This is a genomic window from Bacillus cereus group sp. BcHK124 (assembly GCF_027712065.1).
In the GTDB taxonomy this organism is placed as follows: domain Bacteria; phylum Bacillota; class Bacilli; order Bacillales; family Bacillaceae_G; genus Bacillus_A; species Bacillus_A pacificus.
On record NZ_JAQFPJ010000004.1, the window covers coordinates 57,069 to 75,857 of the forward strand.

An 18,789-nucleotide genomic window follows, 5' to 3' on the forward strand; every position below is an offset into this window, starting at 1 on the left:
ACACATCATTCCCTCTCAATCTATATTAAAAGGGAATCACTACAAATCAGCACTAATTAAAAATAGTAGATATAATTATCTGATTCACCTTATTAATATCAAACTTCTCTTCAACTATCTTCCTAGATTCACTACTCATTTTCACCACAGCATCGGGGTTTTCAATCATCCAGCATATTTTTTCTGCCAATACCCTAGGATTTCTTGGCTCTACTAAAAATCCATTAATACCGTCTTTAACAGTTTCCCTACATCCTGGGGAGTCTGTAGTGATAATAGGTCTTCCCATTGACATTGCTTCTAAAACAGCCCTTGGTACGCCTTCCCTATAAAAAGATGGAAAAATGAAAACTCTACTCTTTCTAAGAAAAGAAGATACATCCTTTGTTGGTCCATGATAAGTAATTATTCCTCTAGCAATAGCTGAATTCATCTTAACCCAATCAATACTTTTATCCCAATCGTCCTTCGGTCCCACCAAATGAAAATTTGCAGATGGATACTGTTTTTTCACTATAGTTGCTGCATCAATGAATTCATGTATCCCTTTAGTACCAGTGACTCTTGTTATGAGTAAAAAATCATTTTCTGGATGCAAAGGTACTACTGGGTACTGTTCCACATTTACCCCTGATCCATTGGTTCTGCCAGCTTTCTTTTCAGGCAATAATCTTGACTTAATTAACAACTCATAATCATCTTGATTTTGAACAAGAACCTTATCAGAACTACTGAATGCGATTCTTAACATAGGGAATGCAATGAAACGCAGTAATTTAATCTTAAAGTGGTTACTCATAAATAACGTACCTACTCCATTAATAACACAAACACGTTTTTTCACTCCTGCCAACTTAGCCGCAATAGACATAGCAGGAATAATTTTCATTCCATACACAAGAAGACAATCAATTTCTTCCTTTTCAAATATTTTCTTAAGGGCTCTGATAAACTTTAATTCCTTCAAAGGATTCTTATTACCCCTTGAAGCAAAATCCTTTAAGGGTATATGTTTATCGCCATCTTTATCAATATACATGTCATTAATATTCTGATCTAAAAAACATACAGTATGTCCCTTTTCGCGAATTCTTTTGTATAATTCAAAACGATAACCTTTCGCAAACCTGGTACCGGATTCCGTTATTAAAATATTCATCTAATTATTCTCCCTTAACAACTACAATATCAATTAGTTCCATCGCTTTATCACAAATATTAGCAGCATCTTCCACAGTATCACCTTGAGTTATAATAAATCCTATTCTACTTACACTACTGTTGATTTCCCCTATTTCATCATCAATTGCTTTTACAAAGTTAATCTCCTTTACACCTTCAATCCTTTTTGCACTTTCTATTCCATTAATAGATTTCAATATACCTACTTCAGTTTTAAAATATCTAATGGCAGACCCTTTGCAATATTTAGCATCTAGGCTTGGTTTTTCACCCAAGGCAATCTGGATAGAACACTTGACCATATCAACCCCTGTAGATAAAGGTGTCAAGTGAGTTGTAATGTTATCTCCACCCAGTCTTGCACCAATTTCTATAACTTTCGGTCCATCGGTTGTGATTTTCATTTCAGTATGCGCTGGTCCGCTTTTTATTCCAATTGCTTTAACCGCCATACAAGCAACTTCAACAATTCTTTTTTTCATCTCAATATTATAGTGGGTTGGCTGAGAATGCCCCATTTCAACAAAATAAGGAGCACCCGTAGTTATTTTATCGGTAATAGCAATAACATGCACCTCGTTATCAATACTAAGTGTCTCGACACTTATCTCTTCACCAGTCATGTATTCTTCAACAATAATTTCTCCACTTCTTGAGTATGCTTTACTATATTCAAATGCATCTTCAATAAGGTTTATATCTTTAAAATCCTCAATTAAAAATACACCTCTGCTACCAGAATTATCAACGGGTTTTACAATGCATCTATTTTTGAACATTTTTATTGCTTTCAGATAATCCTTTTTTGAAGAAACTCTAAAAAATAAAGGTATAGGAACATCATGCTCAGCTAATGACTCTCTCATAAAGGCTTTATTTGTTGCTTTTAGAGCAGTTTCTGTACTTACCCCAACAATTTTTAATTCTTTTGCAACGGCCGCAACTGTTTTCATTGGCATATCACTAGCTAAAGTCATTACTCCGTTAATATTATGTTTCTTCGCTACCTCTATCACTCCTGAAACATCTATTGTGCTGATAACCTCACTCACATCAGAATATTTAAATCCGATAGCATTTTTATCCATATCAACTGCAATAACATATAAACCCATTTCTTTAGCCGTCAATATAGCAGGAAGCTGTAAAACACTTGCTCCAAGAATCATGATTTTTTTCATACTGATCCTCCTGTTTACTAATACATAAAATCTAAATACTAAGACCTCCAATTATTCAGATGATAATTTTTTCATTTCATTTCATCGTTAATTTCTTTTGTATCAATATCACTTTTACCTTCTCTATAAATATTTTTAGATAAAAGTACGCTTTTTACAGTCAGAATTAAAATCTTTATATCAAATAAAAATGATATATTCTGCACATAAATAATATCATTTTTTATCTTTTCCTTAGTACCTACAGAATTTCGATTAATTGCTTGATTATAGCCTGTAATTCCTGGTCTAACTTTAAGTATGGCTCTTTCTTCTTTTGTATAATTGTTTAACCACATTGCTGAGTCTGGCCTAGGACCGACAAAAGCCATATCACCTTTTAAAATATTTATAGCTTGAGGAATTTCATCAATGCTAGTTTTTCTGAGAAATTTCCCTACTTTTGTAACTCTTTCATCATTATCAGAGTTATAAGTAGAACCATCCTCTAGACGTATGTCTGGAGCATTTACCTTCATCGATCGGAATTTAAACATTTTAAATATTTTCCCATCCCTTCCGATTCGATCGGCGAAATAAAATATCGGTCCTCTATCTTCAATCTTTATTGCAATACCCACAATTATAATGAGTAAAAGAATAAATGGCATCAATATCAGTGAGAAGATAAAACCTAATATCCTTTTAATTACTTTGTACATATTTGTTCCCCCGCTTAGTATTTAAATAGATTTTTAAATTTATTTTCATCCAAATCTTTTTTATAATCTGTCATCATAAATTCAAAATCGGAATAAGTTGGAACAAATCCGAAATCTCTTTTCGCTTTTTCCATACTAAAAATGTAGGATGGTGTATTATTCTGAATTTCTGGTTTATACTTTATCTTTGATTCTCTCTCAAGTGAAGTAGCAAAGATCTTTGAAATTACTTCAACTTGTCTCTGAAGTGTTACAGATTTTCCTGATGTCATATTATATAATCCCGATGTCTTGCTACTTTTCATTGCTAAATAAAAGGCATGTGCTACGTCTTTAACATATACAACATCTCTACTCAAATTTTTATCACCATAAATTGTAATATCTTCTCCCGCGACCGCTTGATCGATAAACACCTGTAAACCCGATTTCACATATTTCCCATTTATATATAGAGATCCATGAGGACCTACGCCATAAACCGGTGGTAATCTAAACACTGCGTTTGACATTCCATGTTGTTGATTATAATATTCCATAATATCTGTCGCAGCATTTTTGGACATTACATATGCAGCATGATCGCCTTTATACATAAAGCCTCTTGGTTCATCCTCAGTTAGCGGGCGATTTTCATTCCAAGAATTATATACATCTGCATACGAGCAGGTTGAAATGACACGTTTTATATTATTTACTCTACAGTATTCTAGTACATTTATGGTTCCAATAGTATTTACGGCAAAATAATCCGCTGCATTCTCAGTCTCATCCAAGTTAACTGGAGCATTAGCAGGTAATAATCCACCTAAAAGAATCACCCCTTCGACTCCATCTTTAGGTAATTTGCTAAAATCATCTTTATTAGTTAAATCAAGGTTTATATACTTAACACCAAGCTTTTCATAATGCTCCTTAAACTTATCATTTCTACCAGTTACAACAATCTCGCATTTTTGCTTTAATAATTCCTCAACTGTATATACACCAATAAAGCTTGTAGCACCTATTAATACTATCATTTCGTACCTCCTGAATTATATTTTTATTTATAATTTAATACCCTATTTAACGTATTGCACACATATTCTACATCCTCATTACTTAGTAAAGTGTGTAGAGGTAATGTAATTTCATTTTTATACATGCTATAAGCATTAGGGTAATCTTTAATATCAAAACCCAAATTTTTATATGCTGTTAACATTGGTAAAGGTTTATAATGAACATTACTTGATACACCCATTTCAGCCATCTTAATAATTATTTCATTTCTTTCAAATTCCTCAATATCAGGTATTCGAGCTAAATATAGATGACCTGAAGATTTAAAGCTTTCTCCAAAATGTTTTAAGCTTTTAATTCCCAAAGATAATAAGATATTATCATACATCTCAATAATTTCTCGTCGTCTATTCATCAATGTTTCATATCTATTTAACTGTACTAGTCCAATGGCAGCCATAATATCTGTCATGTTACACTTATAAGCTGGATAAACAATATCATACTCCCATGCACCCTTTTGAGTTTTAGCTAAAGCATCTTTAGATTGACCATGAAGGCTATATAACATAAATTGCTTATAAATCCACTCGTCATCTAACCCTAAATCATTCCGCCAAACAACTCCGCCACCCTCGGCCGTTGTCAAGTTCTTCACCGCATGAAACGAATAGCAAGTGAAATCTGCAACTTGTCCGCACTTCATACCTTTTCTTTCAGCTCCAAAGGCATGCGCAGCATCAGTCATTACAACGACTCGATTAAATAATTTTTGAATTTCATTGTTAGGTTTAAATAAGTCTTTTTTACTTTCTACTACTTTATATATAGTATCGTAATCACACATTTTCCCCGCGATATCAACAGGAATAATTACTTTTGTCTTTTCTGTAATCGCTTCAGCAAGTTTTTCATAATCCATTTCAAAGGAATCTGGTGCTGTATCAACTAATACAATTTTTGCACCCACATGATCTATAATTGAAGCAGATGCTGTATACGTATATGCCGACGTAATAACTTCATCACCTGGTCCAACTCCTAAAATGCGTAGTGTTAGCTCCATAGCTGCTGTAGCAGAATTTAAACATACAGCTTTATTTACACCAATGTATTCAGCTATTCTTTTTTCTAATTCCTTCGTTCTAGGTCCAGTTGTGATCCAACCAGATTTCATCGCTTTTACAACTTCTTCAATTTCCGCTTCTGTAATATCTGGTGGAGAGAATGGTATATTTCTTTTTTCTCTATTATTCATTTAATTTTTCCTCCCTATATTTAATTTTATCTTTAAATATAAAATAAACACTTAGGCTAATAAATTGGTAACATAAGTGTTTATTTGCTCTCACGTTTAAATGAGCATCTGATTTTTATTGTTCGCAATATCTAATAATCGTTCTCTTATTTCTCCTTTATTCATCCCCTCGAAATCATTCATAAACTTCATTAAAATATCTTGATCCATTAAAACGGCTTTTCCTATATGAATTTTAGGGAATATTTGCTCTGGATGAATCTCACCCTCATTTAATAACTCTTCATACATTTTTTCACCTGGTCTTAATCCAGTAAATTCAATTCCAATTTCCTCAATAGAATACCCCGAAAGGGTAATTAAGTTTTTAGCTAAATCCACGATCTTTACTGGGTCTCCCATATCGAGAACAAATAATTCTCCACCTCTAGCTAATGTACCAGCTTGAATTACCAACCTAGAAGCTTCTGGTATTGTCATAAAGTAACGAATCATATCAGGATGAGTAACTGTTACAGGTCCGCCTTTTTGAATTTGCTTCTTAAATAGCGGGATTACACTTCCCCTACTTCCAAGGACGTTACCAAACCTAACAGCTACAAATCGCGTACTTGTACTTACAGACGCCATATGTTGAACAAGCATTTCAGCAAATCGTTTCGTAGCCCCCATTACGTTCGTTGGATTTACAGCTTTATCCGTAGAAACCATAACAAACGTATTTACTTTAAATGTATCTGCAGCTTCTGCTACATTTTTTGTGCCAAAAATATTGTTTTTTACAGCCTCTTCAGGATTACGTTCCATTAAAGGTACGTGTTTATGTGCCGCTGCATGATATACGATATATGGCTGATGTTTTTTCATGATTTCAAAGATTTTATGACGATCTTGAATATCAGCAATTTCTGTCGTAATTTCAACTGTATCTTTATAGGTAACTCGCATTTCCATTTCGATATTATAAATGCTGTTTTCCCCATGTCCTAAAAGTACAATTTTTGCTGGTTTATACTTCATCACTTGACGGCAAATTTCTGATCCAATTGATCCACCAGCACCAGTTACTAAAATTGTTTTACCAGCAATTTTTTCTCCAATCCCTGCATCGTCTAATTGGATTGGCTCTCTTCCTAATAAATCTTCCACTTGTACATCTCGGAATTCATTAACAGAAACTTTTCCATCTAAAAGATCTTCAAGCATTGGTACAATTTGCGTTTTCGCCTTCGTTTTTCTACACTTCTCAAAAATCTCGTTTATTTGATTTCTATTTAATGAAGGAATTGCGATAATAATATGTTCTATATCATTATCTTCTACAATTTCTTGAATATGATTTGTTGTACCGACAACTGGTACATTATAAATTTCTAATTTTTGTTTATTTCGATCATCATCAACAAACACAATTGGATATAAATCTGCTTCTTTATTATGTTGTAATTGACGTACTACCATTGTTCCCGCTGAACCAGCACCAATAATTAGTGTTCGTTTTTTATCAGTAGCTTTCGTAATATAAGTATCACGGAACATACGCCATACAAAACGCGAACCACCGATTAATAATAAATGTAGCATCCATGCAATGGCTAAAATTCGAACATAAATATCATGATTTATAATTTGTTGCACAATTGCTGTTACAATAATAGAAAGCGTAATTGCTTTAAATATTTGTTTTAACTCCCCAATACTTGCATATTCCCACGCCTTATTATAGAGCTTATAAATAGCTGCAAAAATATGATGACTACACAATAATGTAATAGAACTAATAATTACTGTCGTAGGAATTTTGTTTAATACATTGGGATGTATGAACCAATAACTTAAATACACGGCAGTTAATACAATAAATGAATCTAATAAAATTAATAATGAGAGCCGTTTTCGATAACTCAATATACATGTTCCCTTCTTTATATAATTCCTATCTTATTGATAATAAAAAGGCCATTCCCTTATGAATGTACCTCTTCCTTTTTTACAAGTTCTTTCATATACTTCATTAACTCTACATTTAATTCTTCATTTTGTAGTGCCATCTCAATTGTCGTCTTAATAAATCCAAACTTCTCCCCAACATCGTAACGAATACCTTCAAAATCATAAGCAAATACACGTTGAATTTCATTTAAACGTTGAATTGCATCTGTTAATTGAATCTCTCCACCAGCACCTGTTTGCTGATCCTCAAGGAACATAAAGATTTCTGGTGTTAATACGTAACGACCCATAATCGCTAAATTAGATGGTGCTGTACCTTCTGCTGGCTTTTCAACAAATTGACGCACTTGATAACGACGTTCATTTTTTTCAATTGGATCGATAATACCATAACGATGTGTTTCATTTTCAGGTACTGTTTGTACACCGATAACTGACGACTGTGTACCTTCATATTGATCCATTAATTGACGTAAACATGGCGTTTCAGCTTGTACAATATCATCACCAAGTAATACCGCAAATGGTTCATTTCCTATAAATTTACGCGCGCACCATACTGCATGCCCAAGTCCTTTTGGTTCCTTTTGTCTTATATAATGAATATTAATTCTTGAAGAAGCTTGTACTTTTTCAAGCATTTCATACTTTCCTTTTTCTAAAAGGTTTTGCTCTAATTCAAATGAATGATCAAAATGATCTTCAATCGCACGCTTTCCTTTTCCAGTAACAATAATAATATCTTCAATTCCTGATTCTATCGCTTCTTCTACTATGTATTGAATTGTTGGTTTATCAACGATTGGTAACATTTCTTTCGGCATTGCCTTTGTTACCGGTAAAAACCTTGTCCCCAGTCCCGCAGCTGGAATAATTGCTTTTCTTACTTTTTTCAAATCTAGTACCCCCAAAATATATTATTATATCCATATGTAACAATAACAAAAACCCTATCTATGGAGTCATAGTTATAACTCCATAGGTAGAGTTTCTACCGTAAATAAATTATGGGCATCTAACCCATCCTCACGTCATACTCCCGACGACAAGCGTCTAAGGTAGGTTCGAAATAAAAATTTCTACCCACAGCACGACCGAGTGCCTCCGTTGATAACGGTTAGGAGACATCACCAGTTCTTTATTTAAAAAATACCGAACAATTTTTTACGACGAATTTGTTCTGGATCTTCCTTATAAATTGCTTTGCCACTAATGATTAAATACGGATTTTCTTTCAAATCACTCATAACACTCATTCCGAATTCTTTTTCAATTAATTCGTAACTTTCCGCTAAATGAAATCCTCTTGATGTTGTGTTATGTGCATCTGAAGCGACCATATGCGTTAAATTATGTTCTACAAGCTGTAGTGAGAATTTTTTTATTTTCTTGCCAAATTTCCCAAGTAAACTACCTGCTGTCACTTGTGTTAATGCACCTTTATTTACAAGGTTATATAACTTATCTGGCCGCTCGATTAACTCGGCATTACGTTCTGGATGAACGATAATTGGAATCATTCCTTCTACACGCAGTTCATATAATAGTTGTTCTGCATAACGAGGTACGTGATTCGATGGAAATTCAATGAATATATATTTATTTGTTTCATTTAAAGTAACAATTTTACCAGCTTCATAGTCTTCTAATAAATCGCCATATAACCTGACTTCTTGCCCAGGTAAAATATTAAGTGGAATATTATGTTGTTGTAGTTCATCATTTAGTTGTTTTACTTGATGAATAATTGAGGTACGTTCATTTATATATTTCCCATTTTGATGGTGCGGTGTTGCGACAATTGTATGAATCCCTTCCTCTATTGCCTTTTGCGCCATCACTAAACTATCTGTTACTGTTTGTGCACCGTCATCGATACCAGGCAAAATGTGACAATGTAAATCAATCATTTTTTCACCCTCCCTCTCGTATAAAGATCCTTTTTTCCCTTGAATATGAGATTTATCTCATATTCAAGGGAAAAAAGGAGATATGTTCTTGCCATATCTCACTTTTAAGTTAGTTTGCACCGTAATAGTAGTATAAGCCATGTTCTCGCTCACGATCGTTCAGAACAACGCCTAACAATTTACCTTTTGCCGAATCTAATAATCCTTTTGCTTTTACAGCCGTTTCTTTCTCTGTCGCTTCACTACGTACGACAAGAATAGATGCATCACATACATTTGCCATAATTTGCGCATCCGTTACAGCTAAAATTGGTGGTAAGTCAAAGATAACTAAGTCGTACATACTATATGCTTGTGCAAGAAGTTCTTGCATCGATTTTGAACCTAATAATTCCGCTGGATTTGGCGGGATTGGCCCACACGCTAAAAAGTGTAGATTATCAACTGATGTTTTTTGCACACACTTCTCAAAACGCTCACTATGTGTTAATACGTTCGTCAATCCGAAAATATTATCAACTTGGAACATTTGATGCATCGCCGGTTTACGCATATCTGCATCAATTAATAATACTTTCTTACCTTGTTGAGCAAATACAACTGCCATATTCGCTGTCGTCGTTGTTTTCCCTTCACTTGGGTTCGCAGACGTTACCATTAATGAATGTAAATTTGTATCAACAGACGCAAACTCAACATTCGTTCGAATATTACGATATTGTTCGGAAATTGGTGATTTCGGTTGTTGATGAGCAATTAATTGACGACGTTGACGATGATTCTTTTTCTTTTTAAATAAATTAAGAGCCAATTGTTTGTCCCCTCACTTTTCTTGATGATGGAGCGTGCGATTTCACACTTGGTGTTTCTTCATCCATGCGAGCTACAATACCTAACACTGGTAAACCAAGTAAGTTTTCTACATCTTCTTCTTTTTTCACTGTGTTATCTAAGTATTCTAGTAAGAATGCAAGACCAACTGCAGCCATTAAGCCAACAACGAAGGCAATTGCTACATTTAACATTGGACGTGGTTTAATCGGAGATTGATTTTCTGCAACTTCCGCTTTAGATAGTACTGTTACGTTATCCACGTTCATAATTTTTGCAACTTCACCTTTAAATACATCTGCAGTAGCATTTGCAATATCACGAGCTAATTTCGGATCTTTGTCCTCAGCTGTTACAGAGATTACCTGTGAATCTTTTTCATTCGCAACATTAATCTTTCCTGTTAACGCTTGCGCTGTCATATTTAATTTTAATTTTTCATTTACTTGATCTAAGATTACTGGGCTTTTAATAATAACCTTATATGTATTCGTTAATTGAATATTCGTTTGAACTTCACCAGCTTGAATCATTGCACCTTCTTGTTTCTTCTGGTTAACAAGAATTTGCGTCGAAGATTGATAGATTGGTGTCATAAAGAAGAAGCTAATGATAGCACTTACAATGGCTGCACCAAAGGCGATTACGAGGATCATTGCTAAACGTTTTTTTAAAATATGAAATAACTCTTTCAAACTAATTGTTTCTTCCATAAGTTCCTCCAACTTTCTAAAATTTGCACATAAGAAAAATTATAACATATAAATCTTACATTTTTTATTTTGATTGATTTCGTTCGACATTTATTCACATCAAGCACATATAATCTTACAAAATAATCTTAAATCTGACAACACATTCCAACAAATTTCCAAAATTTCCATTATATCATGTTTTTTATATAATGCAATTATATACTTTACAAAAATTCGAAAAAGCCGATAAAATTATTTATCAGCTCAGAATTTACTATTCTACACATTATTTCCTAATAATATCCATATTGTTCCTTTTCTTCTCTCTTATCGTTTAAAACGACACCAAGTTGTTTACCAGATGCCTTGTCTAATATTTGCTTCGCCTTTACGATTTTATCTTTTTCTGTTTTTTCACTACGTACGACCAGTACAATTCCATCACATTTATTTGCAAGTATTTGTGCATCGGTAATCGCAAGGACTGGTGGTGTGTCGATTAAAATAATATCAAACATGTTATATGCTTCTAGTAATAGCTCGTCCATTGCCCGGCTACCTAATAGTTCAGCCGGGTTTGGCGGGATTGGTCCTGAAGCCATTAAGTATACGTTCTCTATATCTGTTTTTTGAATGCATTGCATGAATTTCGCTTGTCCTGATAATAGGTTCGTTAAGCCATTAGGGCTATGAACAGCAAATAAGTTTTGAATTGTTGGCTTACGTAAGTCTGCTCCAATTAACAATACTTTCTTTCCTTGTTGTCCGAAAACAACTGCTAAGTTCGCAATTGTCGTTGTTTTCCCCTCGCCTGGATCTGCCGAAGTAACAATAATAGAACGAACATGATTATCTACAGATGTAAATTCAATATTTGTACGGATGTTACGGTACTGTTCCGTAATGCGTGACTTAGGCTCTTTATGTGTAATTAATTGTCGTAATGGTTTTCTTTTTTTTCTCCCGAACATGGTATGATCTCCTCTTTTCAAAATGCGACACTTTCCCCTTTATCTCTCTATGTTCGATATGCTACGCTCATTTTTCATTTGTTTATACTGTTAATTTTCCCCATCACTTTCCTCTACACTTCATCATAACCAATCATAATAAGTTTTGTCCTATCTCATACCCTTTATAATGTGACAACCGCGTCTCTATTTTTATCGCGCTATCATTTATCTTAATTTCAAGATATTTATAGCGTCATTATATACGAACTTCCATTCATTTACAACAAGAATTCTGATTAATCTGTATTTTAATATTTCGGACAAAAAATATATGAATTAAAAAAATTCTCCTGCATGTTGCAGAAGAATTTTTTTAATTCACATCTATTCTTTTTTATCACCAATCGCAAATGTAATTTCAGCTTCACAAGCAATTTCACCATCTACTGTTGCGATTGCTTTTCCTTTTCCGATTGGACCACGTACACGCGTCATTTCTACTTCTAGACGAAGTTGATCACCTGGACGTACTTGTTTTTTGAAACGACAATTGTCGATACCTGCGAAGAAAGCAAGTCTTCCGCGGTTTTCTTCTTTCTTTAATACAGCAACTGCTCCAACTTGTGCTAATGCTTCTACAATAAGTACACCGGGCATAACTGAGTAGTCAGGAAAGTGCCCGTTAAAGAATTCTTCGTTTGCGGATACATTTTTAATTCCAACCGCTCTTTTTCCTTCATCTACTTCTAATATTTTATCAACAAGTAAAAATGGATAGCGGTGAGGAATGATTTCTTTAATTTGTTCTATATTTAGCATATAACAATCGCCCCTTTTGTAATATTGGTCTTACCACTTGGACATATTGTCTATTATCCCATTTTGTTTATTGTTTGTCATTATAAAGTGAAACTTTACTTCCTATTTATAAAAAAAATGCATACACTCTATTCTCTTAAAATAGTTGCATATCCTTGCAACTGACACGGAGGTAGAAAAGAGTGTATGCCCAGATTAGGGAAAGGCAATATGTATTTGAACATGATTTGCCTTAATGTCGTATTCGACTCATTATATTATAAACGTTTTCAAATACGGAAATATTAAATTTAACCATATATATGAATATTTTACCTATATTCTTCGTTTTTCTTTATTTTTCTTCTATTTTCTCAATAAATCGAAATACAAAAATAAAAATACAAAAAAAGAACTAAGGCTTACACCTTAGTTCCTTTCACTTTATCGTAAAGCACGCTTTGGTAATCTATCGATATTCTCTAACATAATACCTGTACCAACCGCAACGCAGTGCATTGGGTTTTCAGCAATTAATACTGGTACTTTTAGCTCTTCTGCTAGAAGCATATCAATACCGTGTAGTAAAGCTCCACCGCCTGTTAGAATAACACCGCGGTCGATGATGTCCGCTGATAATTCTGGTGGTGTGCGCTCTAGTACGCCTTTTGCAGCTTGTACAATAACAGCTGCATTTTCTTTTAATGCTTCTGTAATTTCTTCAGAGCATACTGTAATTGTGCGTGGTAAACCTGTTACCATGTCGCGTCCGCGAATTTCAAGTTCTTCGCTACGTGCACCTGGGAATACTGTACCAACTTTAATTTTAATATCTTCTGAAGTACGTTCTCCAATTAATAGCTTATACTTACGTTTAATGTAGTTTAAAATCTCCATATCAAACTTATCGCCAGCCATTTTGATAGAGGAAGAGGTAACAATATCACCCATAGATAGTACAGCGATATCTGTTGTACCTCCACCAATATCAACAACCATGTTACCGCTTGGTTGGAAGATTTCCATACCAGCACCAACTGCGGCTACTTTTGGTTCTTCTTCTAAAAATACCGTTTTACCACCTGAACGTTCAGCAGCCTCACGAATTGCTTTTTGTTCTACTGATGTGATATTTGTTGGACAACAAATTAAAATGCGAGGTTTTGAAAAGAAGCTCTTTACGTCCAATTTGTTAATGAAATACTTTAACATCGCTTCTGTAATTTCGAAATCTGCGATTACACCATCTTTTAGTGGACGAATGGCTACAATATTACCAGGCGTACGTCCCACCATACTTCTTGCTTCTTCACCTACTGCTAATACTTTACCTGTGTTACGATCAATAGCAACAACAGATGGCTCATTTAATACAATACCCTTACCTTTAACATGGATTAATACGTTAGCCGTACCTAGGTCAATTCCGATATCTCGCGCAAACATTCCCGTTTTTTCCTCCTCGATATTCAAAATCAGGTTACACCCGAATTCTTTTACACCTAATTTCTGATTTTATCATAAATTTAACAGAAACGTAATATTCGCAAAAAGAATTTTTCTGAAAAATATTACCGAATTGAAACGGAATGTTTGCGATCGTATATTTATTGACGTACCGGCTTTTCTACATCTTCTTTTCTATACTTTTGTTTTGTTGCTTCTCCGCCTCTTAAATGACGAATAGACTTATGATAATCAAGAATTTCTTTCACTTCATTTGCGAGCTCTGGATTAATTTCTGGTAGACGTTCCGTTAAATCTTTATGGACTGTACTCTTTGATACCCCAAATTCCTTTGCAATGACACGCACTGTCTTTCTTGTCTCCACGATATACTTACCAATCTTGATAGTTCTCTCTTTGATGTAATCGTGCACACCACTCGCCTCCCTAAATTGGATGTGAGAAGTGTGAAATGAGCCTCGCTGCATACGACTTAGAAGTAAGTGTGAGTGCTGTTTGTAAGCGTTAAACATTCTTGGATTTATAATGAAATGATTCACGATTTCTCACCTCAAACACTCTCTTTGCTTTGGTTTATACCATTGTATTGCCCGCACTACTGATATATGCTACATGTTCACTATTTTTGCGGACTAAGTTAAGAAAAATTACATTTTTTTGTGAGAAATACGTTAACAGTGACTATTTTGGCGAAAAAAATGACACCTTGTATACAAGGCGTCATTCTTCTCGTTCTAACTCTTCTTCTAACAATTGATGGTGGGGAACCTCTTTCTTACCGGCAATGTAATAATATAAAGTAAATAAAACAAACAATAAAATAATAGCAGTCGACAGAACAAACAAAAATGACACAGTATCCCCTCCTTTTTGTAATATATATTCGTGAATCTCGTCATTTTTCCTTGTTATTGCAACTTTTTTCTCGAAATTGAGTATTTTTATATGGAAATAAAAAAATCAGCTCTCTATTGAGAACTGATTTTTTCACTTTCTTATTCTTGTGAAGAAGAACTGTTAGATGATTCTGTAGAACCATTTGTTGATTTTTCTTCTTTCTTCGGTTCTTCTTTTTTGTCACTAGTTGAACCGCTAGTTGATTTCTCTTCTTTTTGAGACTTGTCTTCTGTTTTACTTTCTGGTTTCGTGCTCGTTGACTTTTCTTCTTTTTGAGATTTGTCATCAGCTTTTTTACCAGAAGCGTTCGTTGCCTTTGCAGCACCTGCATCAGCTTTAATTTCTGCTACTGACTTATTTAAGTAGCGCTCAGGGTTCACAGCCACATTGTCTTTACGTACTTCAAAGTGAACGTGAGAACCTGCTTCTTTATTCATTGCACTTAGACCGGATTTTCCTAATACTTCACCTTGTACAACTCGTGCACCTTTTTCTACTTTCACACTGCCTAAGCTTTGATAAGAAGCTGCTACACCATTTCCGCTATCAACTGTTACAACATAACCAAGAAGTGAATCTTTTTCAGCTTTCGTTACTGTACCACTTAAAGCAGCTGTAACATTGAATTCTTTTCCATTCTTCGCAGCAATGTCAATTCCTTTGTTCGGGGAATATGTGTTGTTATAAAAGACAAGTGCTTTTTCTTGTTCCGCCTCAGTTGCTGCATCTTCATAGAACTTCTTCTGTACAACTACTTCCGCATTAGCAGGAGCTGGCATTTTCACTACTTCTGAAGACTTCGTTACTGGTACTGCTGGATCTTCCGTTTGTGTATACGGCGTTGCTTGATCTTGGTTCGGAGTCTTCTTCGGATTAGCTCCTTGGAACCATAGCGCAACCATTAAAATTACCGCTGCACAAGCAATGTATAGTGCCGGAAATACCCATCTTTTTTGAAATAAATGTACTACCTTTTGCGACTTTTTATTATTTCTTCCTCGCATTCCATCATCACCTCAGCAATCATTTTGAACAATATTCACGCATCCTATACAACCTATAACTAATTACTTTTCGACAAAATATGTAAAAATATGTATAAGAATTGTAAAATTTCCGAGGAAATGATAGAAAAAAGAAAAAACTGAGCGTTTTGGCTCAGTTTTTAGTCCATTTGTTTCTTTTTGTAAACTACAATACAAAGAATAATGGAAAGCACACACCAAATTATAATATTGATTAAATCACCACTAACAGTCGAAAATCCTTTTCCAGCCAGCAATTTCGGCATTGCGTCCGCAAGATGCTTCGTTGGAAGGAAATCGATTGCCTTTTTTACAAACTCACTTTTAATAAATCCGCCTAACATTGGAGCTAGAAAAAAAACAAATAGAATCGGCATACCTACTACTGATGTTGACGCCGTTGTTTTAGCTATTAATCCAATCCCCGTACCTAACATAAGGAAGAAAAATATACTAACAAGTAAAAATAGAGCAATTAAAACCATATTCCCCTTTATTACACCTAAAATCGCAAAGTTACTAATACAAATTACGAATGTAATAAGAGCTGTTAATGCGCTTTTTCCTAGCAATACTTCTAATGTTGATGCTGGAGATAACATCATTACACGTAGCGTTTGTTTTTCTTTTTCCTCCGCAATTAAAGCTGCTTGAACAAAGCTTCCTACCATTGTTAAAGCCATTAAAGTTACCATATTAGCGATTTGCTCTTTCGGTCCATCCATCTGTTGATAAACAAAAGAAAATACGAGTGGCAGTGCCGCCATTACGAGTACAGATGCATTTGCTTTAATATCCTGTACCTCTTTCCGAAAAATAGCTGAAAATCTTCTCATTGAAAATGTCATTATAATCCCCTCCCAGTAACTTCAATAAAGATATCGCCTAGCGTTGGTTCGTGTGAATGAATGGATAGTAATTCACCTTTTTTCATCCATTCTGAAATACGTTTTGCACCTAATTCATCTTTTTGCACCACTTCTTTTTGCTTATCTTTTAATACGACTTGTATTTGATCTTTCGCGTATTGTAAGCGAAGGTTCTCCGGTGTATCAAGCGCTACAATTTCTCCGCCACATAGAAAGGCGATGCGGTTACAAAGCGTCTCTGCTTCTTCCATATTGTGAGTCGTTAAGAAAATCGTCGTTCCTTCTTTATTTAAATCTTTTAAGACTTTATGAATGTTTTGTACGTTAACTGGATCGAGTGCAGATGTTGGTTCGTCTAAGAAGAGGATATCTGGTTTATGAAGGATTGCTCTAGCTAATGTAACGCGCTGCTTCATTCCCTTTGATAGTTTCTTTACTAATGTTTTTTTATCATCTAATAAGTTTACTTGCGCTAGTACTTCATCGATTCGTTCTTTTTTGCAATCGTATAAGTCACAAAATAATAGTAGATTATCATAAATGCTAAGTCTCTCATATAAACCGCTGTTGTCTGTTAAAATACCAATTCGTTTATAATCGATGCTGCTTGGCCCTGTAATATCTTTCCCTAATACTTTTACCGTTCCAACGCTATGAAGTAATTGAGAAGTTAAAATTTTTACTGTTGTCGTTTTCCCAGAGCCACTCGGTCCGAGGAATCCGAAAATCTCTCCTTGCTTCACCTCAATATTTACATTTCGAAGTGCCGTTTTTTCATTGAAGCTTTTCATTACATCTTTCATTTCAATTGCCAATGTCATCTCGTCATCCCCTTTGTTTTTTCTTTTATAGATGAAAGTCGCTTTAGCGCTTTTCGTTTGTTTGTTTCGCTTTTCTTGACTCAATCATATGAAAATCAAAGGGTTTACGCAGTAAAATACCGGTAAAAGGAGTATTTTTACCGATGAATGGATCTTATTTTGAGCTTATTGGAGCACTTTTTATAGCCCAATTACACCTTTCAACTCATCCATTCGTCCTTTCGAAAGCGGGATTGAACTTTTTCTTTCGTCATCCAAAATTAAACTAAAGCTATTACGAGTCCACGTAATCACTTCTCGTACTCTTTGCAAATTTACAAGATACGAGCGATGACATCTAAAGAAACCAAAACCTGTTAATCTTGCTTCTAGTTCACTTAATGTTAATGCGCATACGAAATCCCCTTCACGAACGTGAATATGTGTTACTCCGTTTTGCGTTTCAATGAAATGGATTTCCATTGGGTCTAATAAGATGATTTTATCGTTTACTTTCGCTGGTATTCTTTCTAACTTCATTTGCGGAATCATTTGAACGACTTTTTCTTCATCGACCTCTTCTGCTTCCTCTTGTTCAATTTCTACTTTTTTCACACCATCATTGTTTAATATGTATACATCTTCTGTTAACGAAAGAGCGTCCGATAGGAAAGATGATGTAATAAAAATCGCCTTTCCTTGCTCTTTCATTTTCATAATTGCTTTTCGAATCACAATCGTACTCTCTGTATCTACATTTTGCTCTGGTTCTTCCAAAATAACTAAATCCGGATTATGAATCATAACTCGCCCAATATGAAGACGACGTTTCTCTGAAAATGATAGTTTTTCTATTTTAACGTTTAATTTATCTAAAAGGCCGACATATTGTACAACTTCTTCTATACTCATATTCGATTCATAGAGCCCTATTAAAAACTTAAAGTATTCCTTCACCTTCAAACGATCATATGCCTCATCTTTCAAAAAACAAAAGCCGATGCGAGAATAGTTTTTCTTTCCAATCGACTCTCCCTCAAATAGCACATTGCCAGTTGAAGCTTCTTCCTCACCAATAATAATACGGTGTAACACTTTAGCTGTATGGTTATTACATTGCAAAACAACACATTGCCCCTTCTCAACCTTCAGTTCAACTGCCGGTAACTGGTTCGTCTTACCTAATTGTTTCAACTCCAGTAACGCCATTTTGTCTCCCCCAAATACTTTTTATCCTATTATACCAAACAATTAATGGAAAATT

The 18,789-nt window shown here is 34.5% G+C and carries 19 protein-coding genes; all 19 read right to left on the reverse strand.

The features are described 5' to 3' along the window. Positions 1-52 precede the first annotated feature (52 nt). The 19 genes from PDK19_RS08665 to PDK19_RS08755 all read right to left on the reverse strand — a co-directional run bounded on the left by PDK19_RS08665 (position 53) and on the right by PDK19_RS08755 (position 18,734). Positions 53-1,159 carry a glycosyltransferase family 4 protein gene (locus PDK19_RS08665; protein WP_270706975.1) on the reverse strand — a complete coding sequence of 369 codons (1,107 nt, stop codon included), beginning with the start codon at positions 1,157-1,159 and terminating at the stop codon, positions 53-55. A 4-nt stretch (positions 1,160-1,163) separates the two neighbouring features. Beyond that, positions 1,164-2,363, reverse strand: a complete 1,200-nt coding sequence (locus PDK19_RS08670; RefSeq protein WP_270706977.1) for an ATP-grasp domain-containing protein — start codon at positions 2,361-2,363, stop codon at positions 1,164-1,166. 71 nt (positions 2,364-2,434) lie between these two features. Then, entirely contained in the window at positions 2,435-3,064 is a 630-nt protein-coding gene (locus PDK19_RS08675; RefSeq protein WP_270706978.1) for a sugar transferase, read from the reverse strand. Positions 3,065-3,078: 14 nt separating this feature from the next. Next, on the reverse strand, positions 3,079-4,086 hold the full coding sequence (locus tag PDK19_RS08680; protein ID WP_270706980.1) for an NAD-dependent epimerase/dehydratase family protein: 1,008 nt from the start codon (positions 4,084-4,086) through the stop codon (positions 3,079-3,081). Between the two features lie 23 nt (positions 4,087-4,109). Beyond that, entirely contained in the window at positions 4,110-5,327 is a 1,218-nt protein-coding gene (locus PDK19_RS08685) for a DegT/DnrJ/EryC1/StrS family aminotransferase (RefSeq protein WP_270706982.1), read from the reverse strand. A 96-nt stretch (positions 5,328-5,423) separates the two neighbouring features. Further along, positions 5,424-7,235 carry a polysaccharide biosynthesis protein gene (locus tag PDK19_RS08690; protein ID WP_270706984.1) on the reverse strand — a complete coding sequence of 604 codons (1,812 nt, stop codon included), beginning with the start codon at positions 7,233-7,235 and terminating at the stop codon, positions 5,424-5,426. 59 nt (positions 7,236-7,294) lie between these two features. After that, positions 7,295-8,176, reverse strand: a complete 882-nt coding sequence (galU, locus tag PDK19_RS08695) for a UTP--glucose-1-phosphate uridylyltransferase GalU (protein WP_270706986.1) — start codon at positions 8,174-8,176, stop codon at positions 7,295-7,297. 246 nt (positions 8,177-8,422) lie between these two features. Further along, positions 8,423-9,190 (reverse strand): tyrosine-protein phosphatase, encoded by a 768-nt coding sequence (locus tag PDK19_RS08700; protein ID WP_270706988.1) that lies wholly within the window; start codon positions 9,188-9,190, stop codon positions 8,423-8,425. A gap of 109 nt (positions 9,191-9,299) precedes the next feature. After that, positions 9,300-10,001: a CpsD/CapB family tyrosine-protein kinase gene (locus PDK19_RS08705; RefSeq protein ID WP_001207185.1), complete on the reverse strand. Its 702-nt coding sequence runs from the start codon at positions 9,999-10,001 to the stop codon at positions 9,300-9,302. Beyond that, entirely contained in the window at positions 9,991-10,734 is a 744-nt protein-coding gene (locus PDK19_RS08710; protein ID WP_000393144.1) for a YveK family protein, read from the reverse strand. Before PDK19_RS08710 ends, PDK19_RS08705 begins: the two co-directional genes overlap by 11 nt. A gap of 275 nt (positions 10,735-11,009) precedes the next feature. Beyond that, positions 11,010-11,687: a CpsD/CapB family tyrosine-protein kinase gene (locus PDK19_RS08715; RefSeq protein ID WP_270706989.1), complete on the reverse strand. Its 678-nt coding sequence runs from the start codon at positions 11,685-11,687 to the stop codon at positions 11,010-11,012. Between the two features lie 366 nt (positions 11,688-12,053). Then, positions 12,054-12,488 (reverse strand): 3-hydroxyacyl-ACP dehydratase FabZ, encoded by a 435-nt coding sequence (fabZ, locus tag PDK19_RS08720; protein ID WP_270706991.1) that lies wholly within the window; start codon positions 12,486-12,488, stop codon positions 12,054-12,056. A 423-nt stretch (positions 12,489-12,911) separates the two neighbouring features. Further along, a complete protein-coding gene (locus PDK19_RS08725) occupies positions 12,912-13,913 on the reverse strand; it encodes a rod shape-determining protein (RefSeq protein ID WP_000457987.1) in 1,002 nt (333 codons plus the stop codon). A 161-nt stretch (positions 13,914-14,074) separates the two neighbouring features. Then, positions 14,075-14,347, reverse strand: coding sequence for a sporulation transcriptional regulator SpoIIID (spoIIID, locus tag PDK19_RS08730; RefSeq protein WP_000544012.1), 273 nt, complete (start codon positions 14,345-14,347; stop codon positions 14,075-14,077). A 307-nt stretch (positions 14,348-14,654) separates the two neighbouring features. Then, complete coding sequence (locus tag PDK19_RS08735; protein ID WP_000008903.1) at positions 14,655-14,789, reverse strand: hypothetical protein; 135 nt, start codon at positions 14,787-14,789, stop codon at positions 14,655-14,657. A 140-nt stretch (positions 14,790-14,929) separates the two neighbouring features. Further along, positions 14,930-15,835, reverse strand: a complete 906-nt coding sequence (locus tag PDK19_RS08740) for a M23 family metallopeptidase (protein WP_001214941.1) — start codon at positions 15,833-15,835, stop codon at positions 14,930-14,932. 161 nt (positions 15,836-15,996) lie between these two features. After that, positions 15,997-16,704, reverse strand: coding sequence for an ABC transporter permease (locus PDK19_RS08745; protein ID WP_000144429.1), 708 nt, complete (start codon positions 16,702-16,704; stop codon positions 15,997-15,999). Next, positions 16,704-17,546, reverse strand: a complete 843-nt coding sequence (locus tag PDK19_RS08750; RefSeq protein ID WP_000170842.1) for an ABC transporter ATP-binding protein — start codon at positions 17,544-17,546, stop codon at positions 16,704-16,706. The genes PDK19_RS08745 and PDK19_RS08750 overlap by 1 nt, the downstream gene beginning before the upstream one ends. Before the next feature lie 180 nt (positions 17,547-17,726). Continuing rightward, positions 17,727-18,734, reverse strand: coding sequence for a LytTR family transcriptional regulator DNA-binding domain-containing protein (locus tag PDK19_RS08755; protein WP_001185955.1), 1,008 nt, complete (start codon positions 18,732-18,734; stop codon positions 17,727-17,729). Positions 18,735-18,789 lie beyond the last annotated feature (55 nt).

Coding starts and splice junctions, on each gene's coding strand:
- PDK19_RS08725 (WP_000457987.1), bottom strand. CDS start 13,913: ATGTTTGCGCGAGATATCGGAATTGACCTAGGTACGGCTAACGTATTA.
- PDK19_RS08675 (WP_270706978.1), bottom strand. CDS start 3,064: ATGTACAAAGTAATTAAAAGGATATTAGGTTTTATCTTCTCACTGATA.
- PDK19_RS08700 (WP_270706988.1), bottom strand. CDS start 9,190: ATGATTGATTTACATTGTCACATTTTGCCTGGTATCGATGACGGTGCA.
- PDK19_RS08680 (WP_270706980.1), bottom strand. CDS start 4,086: ATGATAGTATTAATAGGTGCTACAAGCTTTATTGGTGTATATACAGTT.
- fabZ (WP_270706991.1), bottom strand. CDS start 12,488: ATGCTAAATATAGAACAAATTAAAGAAATCATTCCTCACCGCTATCCA.
- PDK19_RS08710 (WP_000393144.1), bottom strand. CDS start 10,734: ATGGAAGAAACAATTAGTTTGAAAGAGTTATTTCATATTTTAAAAAAA.
- PDK19_RS08715 (WP_270706989.1), bottom strand. CDS start 11,687: ATGTTCGGGAGAAAAAAAAGAAAACCATTACGACAATTAATTACACAT.
- PDK19_RS08755 (WP_001185955.1), bottom strand. CDS start 18,734: ATGGCGTTACTGGAGTTGAAACAATTAGGTAAGACGAACCAGTTACCG.
- PDK19_RS08670 (WP_270706977.1), bottom strand. CDS start 2,363: ATGAAAAAAATCATGATTCTTGGAGCAAGTGTTTTACAGCTTCCTGCT.
- PDK19_RS08665 (WP_270706975.1), bottom strand. CDS start 1,159: ATGAATATTTTAATAACGGAATCCGGTACCAGGTTTGCGAAAGGTTAT.
- PDK19_RS08745 (WP_000144429.1), bottom strand. CDS start 16,704: ATGACATTTTCAATGAGAAGATTTTCAGCTATTTTTCGGAAAGAGGTA.
- PDK19_RS08740 (WP_001214941.1), bottom strand. CDS start 15,835: ATGCGAGGAAGAAATAATAAAAAGTCGCAAAAGGTAGTACATTTATTT.
- PDK19_RS08750 (WP_000170842.1), bottom strand. CDS start 17,546: ATGACATTGGCAATTGAAATGAAAGATGTAATGAAAAGCTTCAATGAA.
- PDK19_RS08685 (WP_270706982.1), bottom strand. CDS start 5,327: ATGAATAATAGAGAAAAAAGAAATATACCATTCTCTCCACCAGATATT.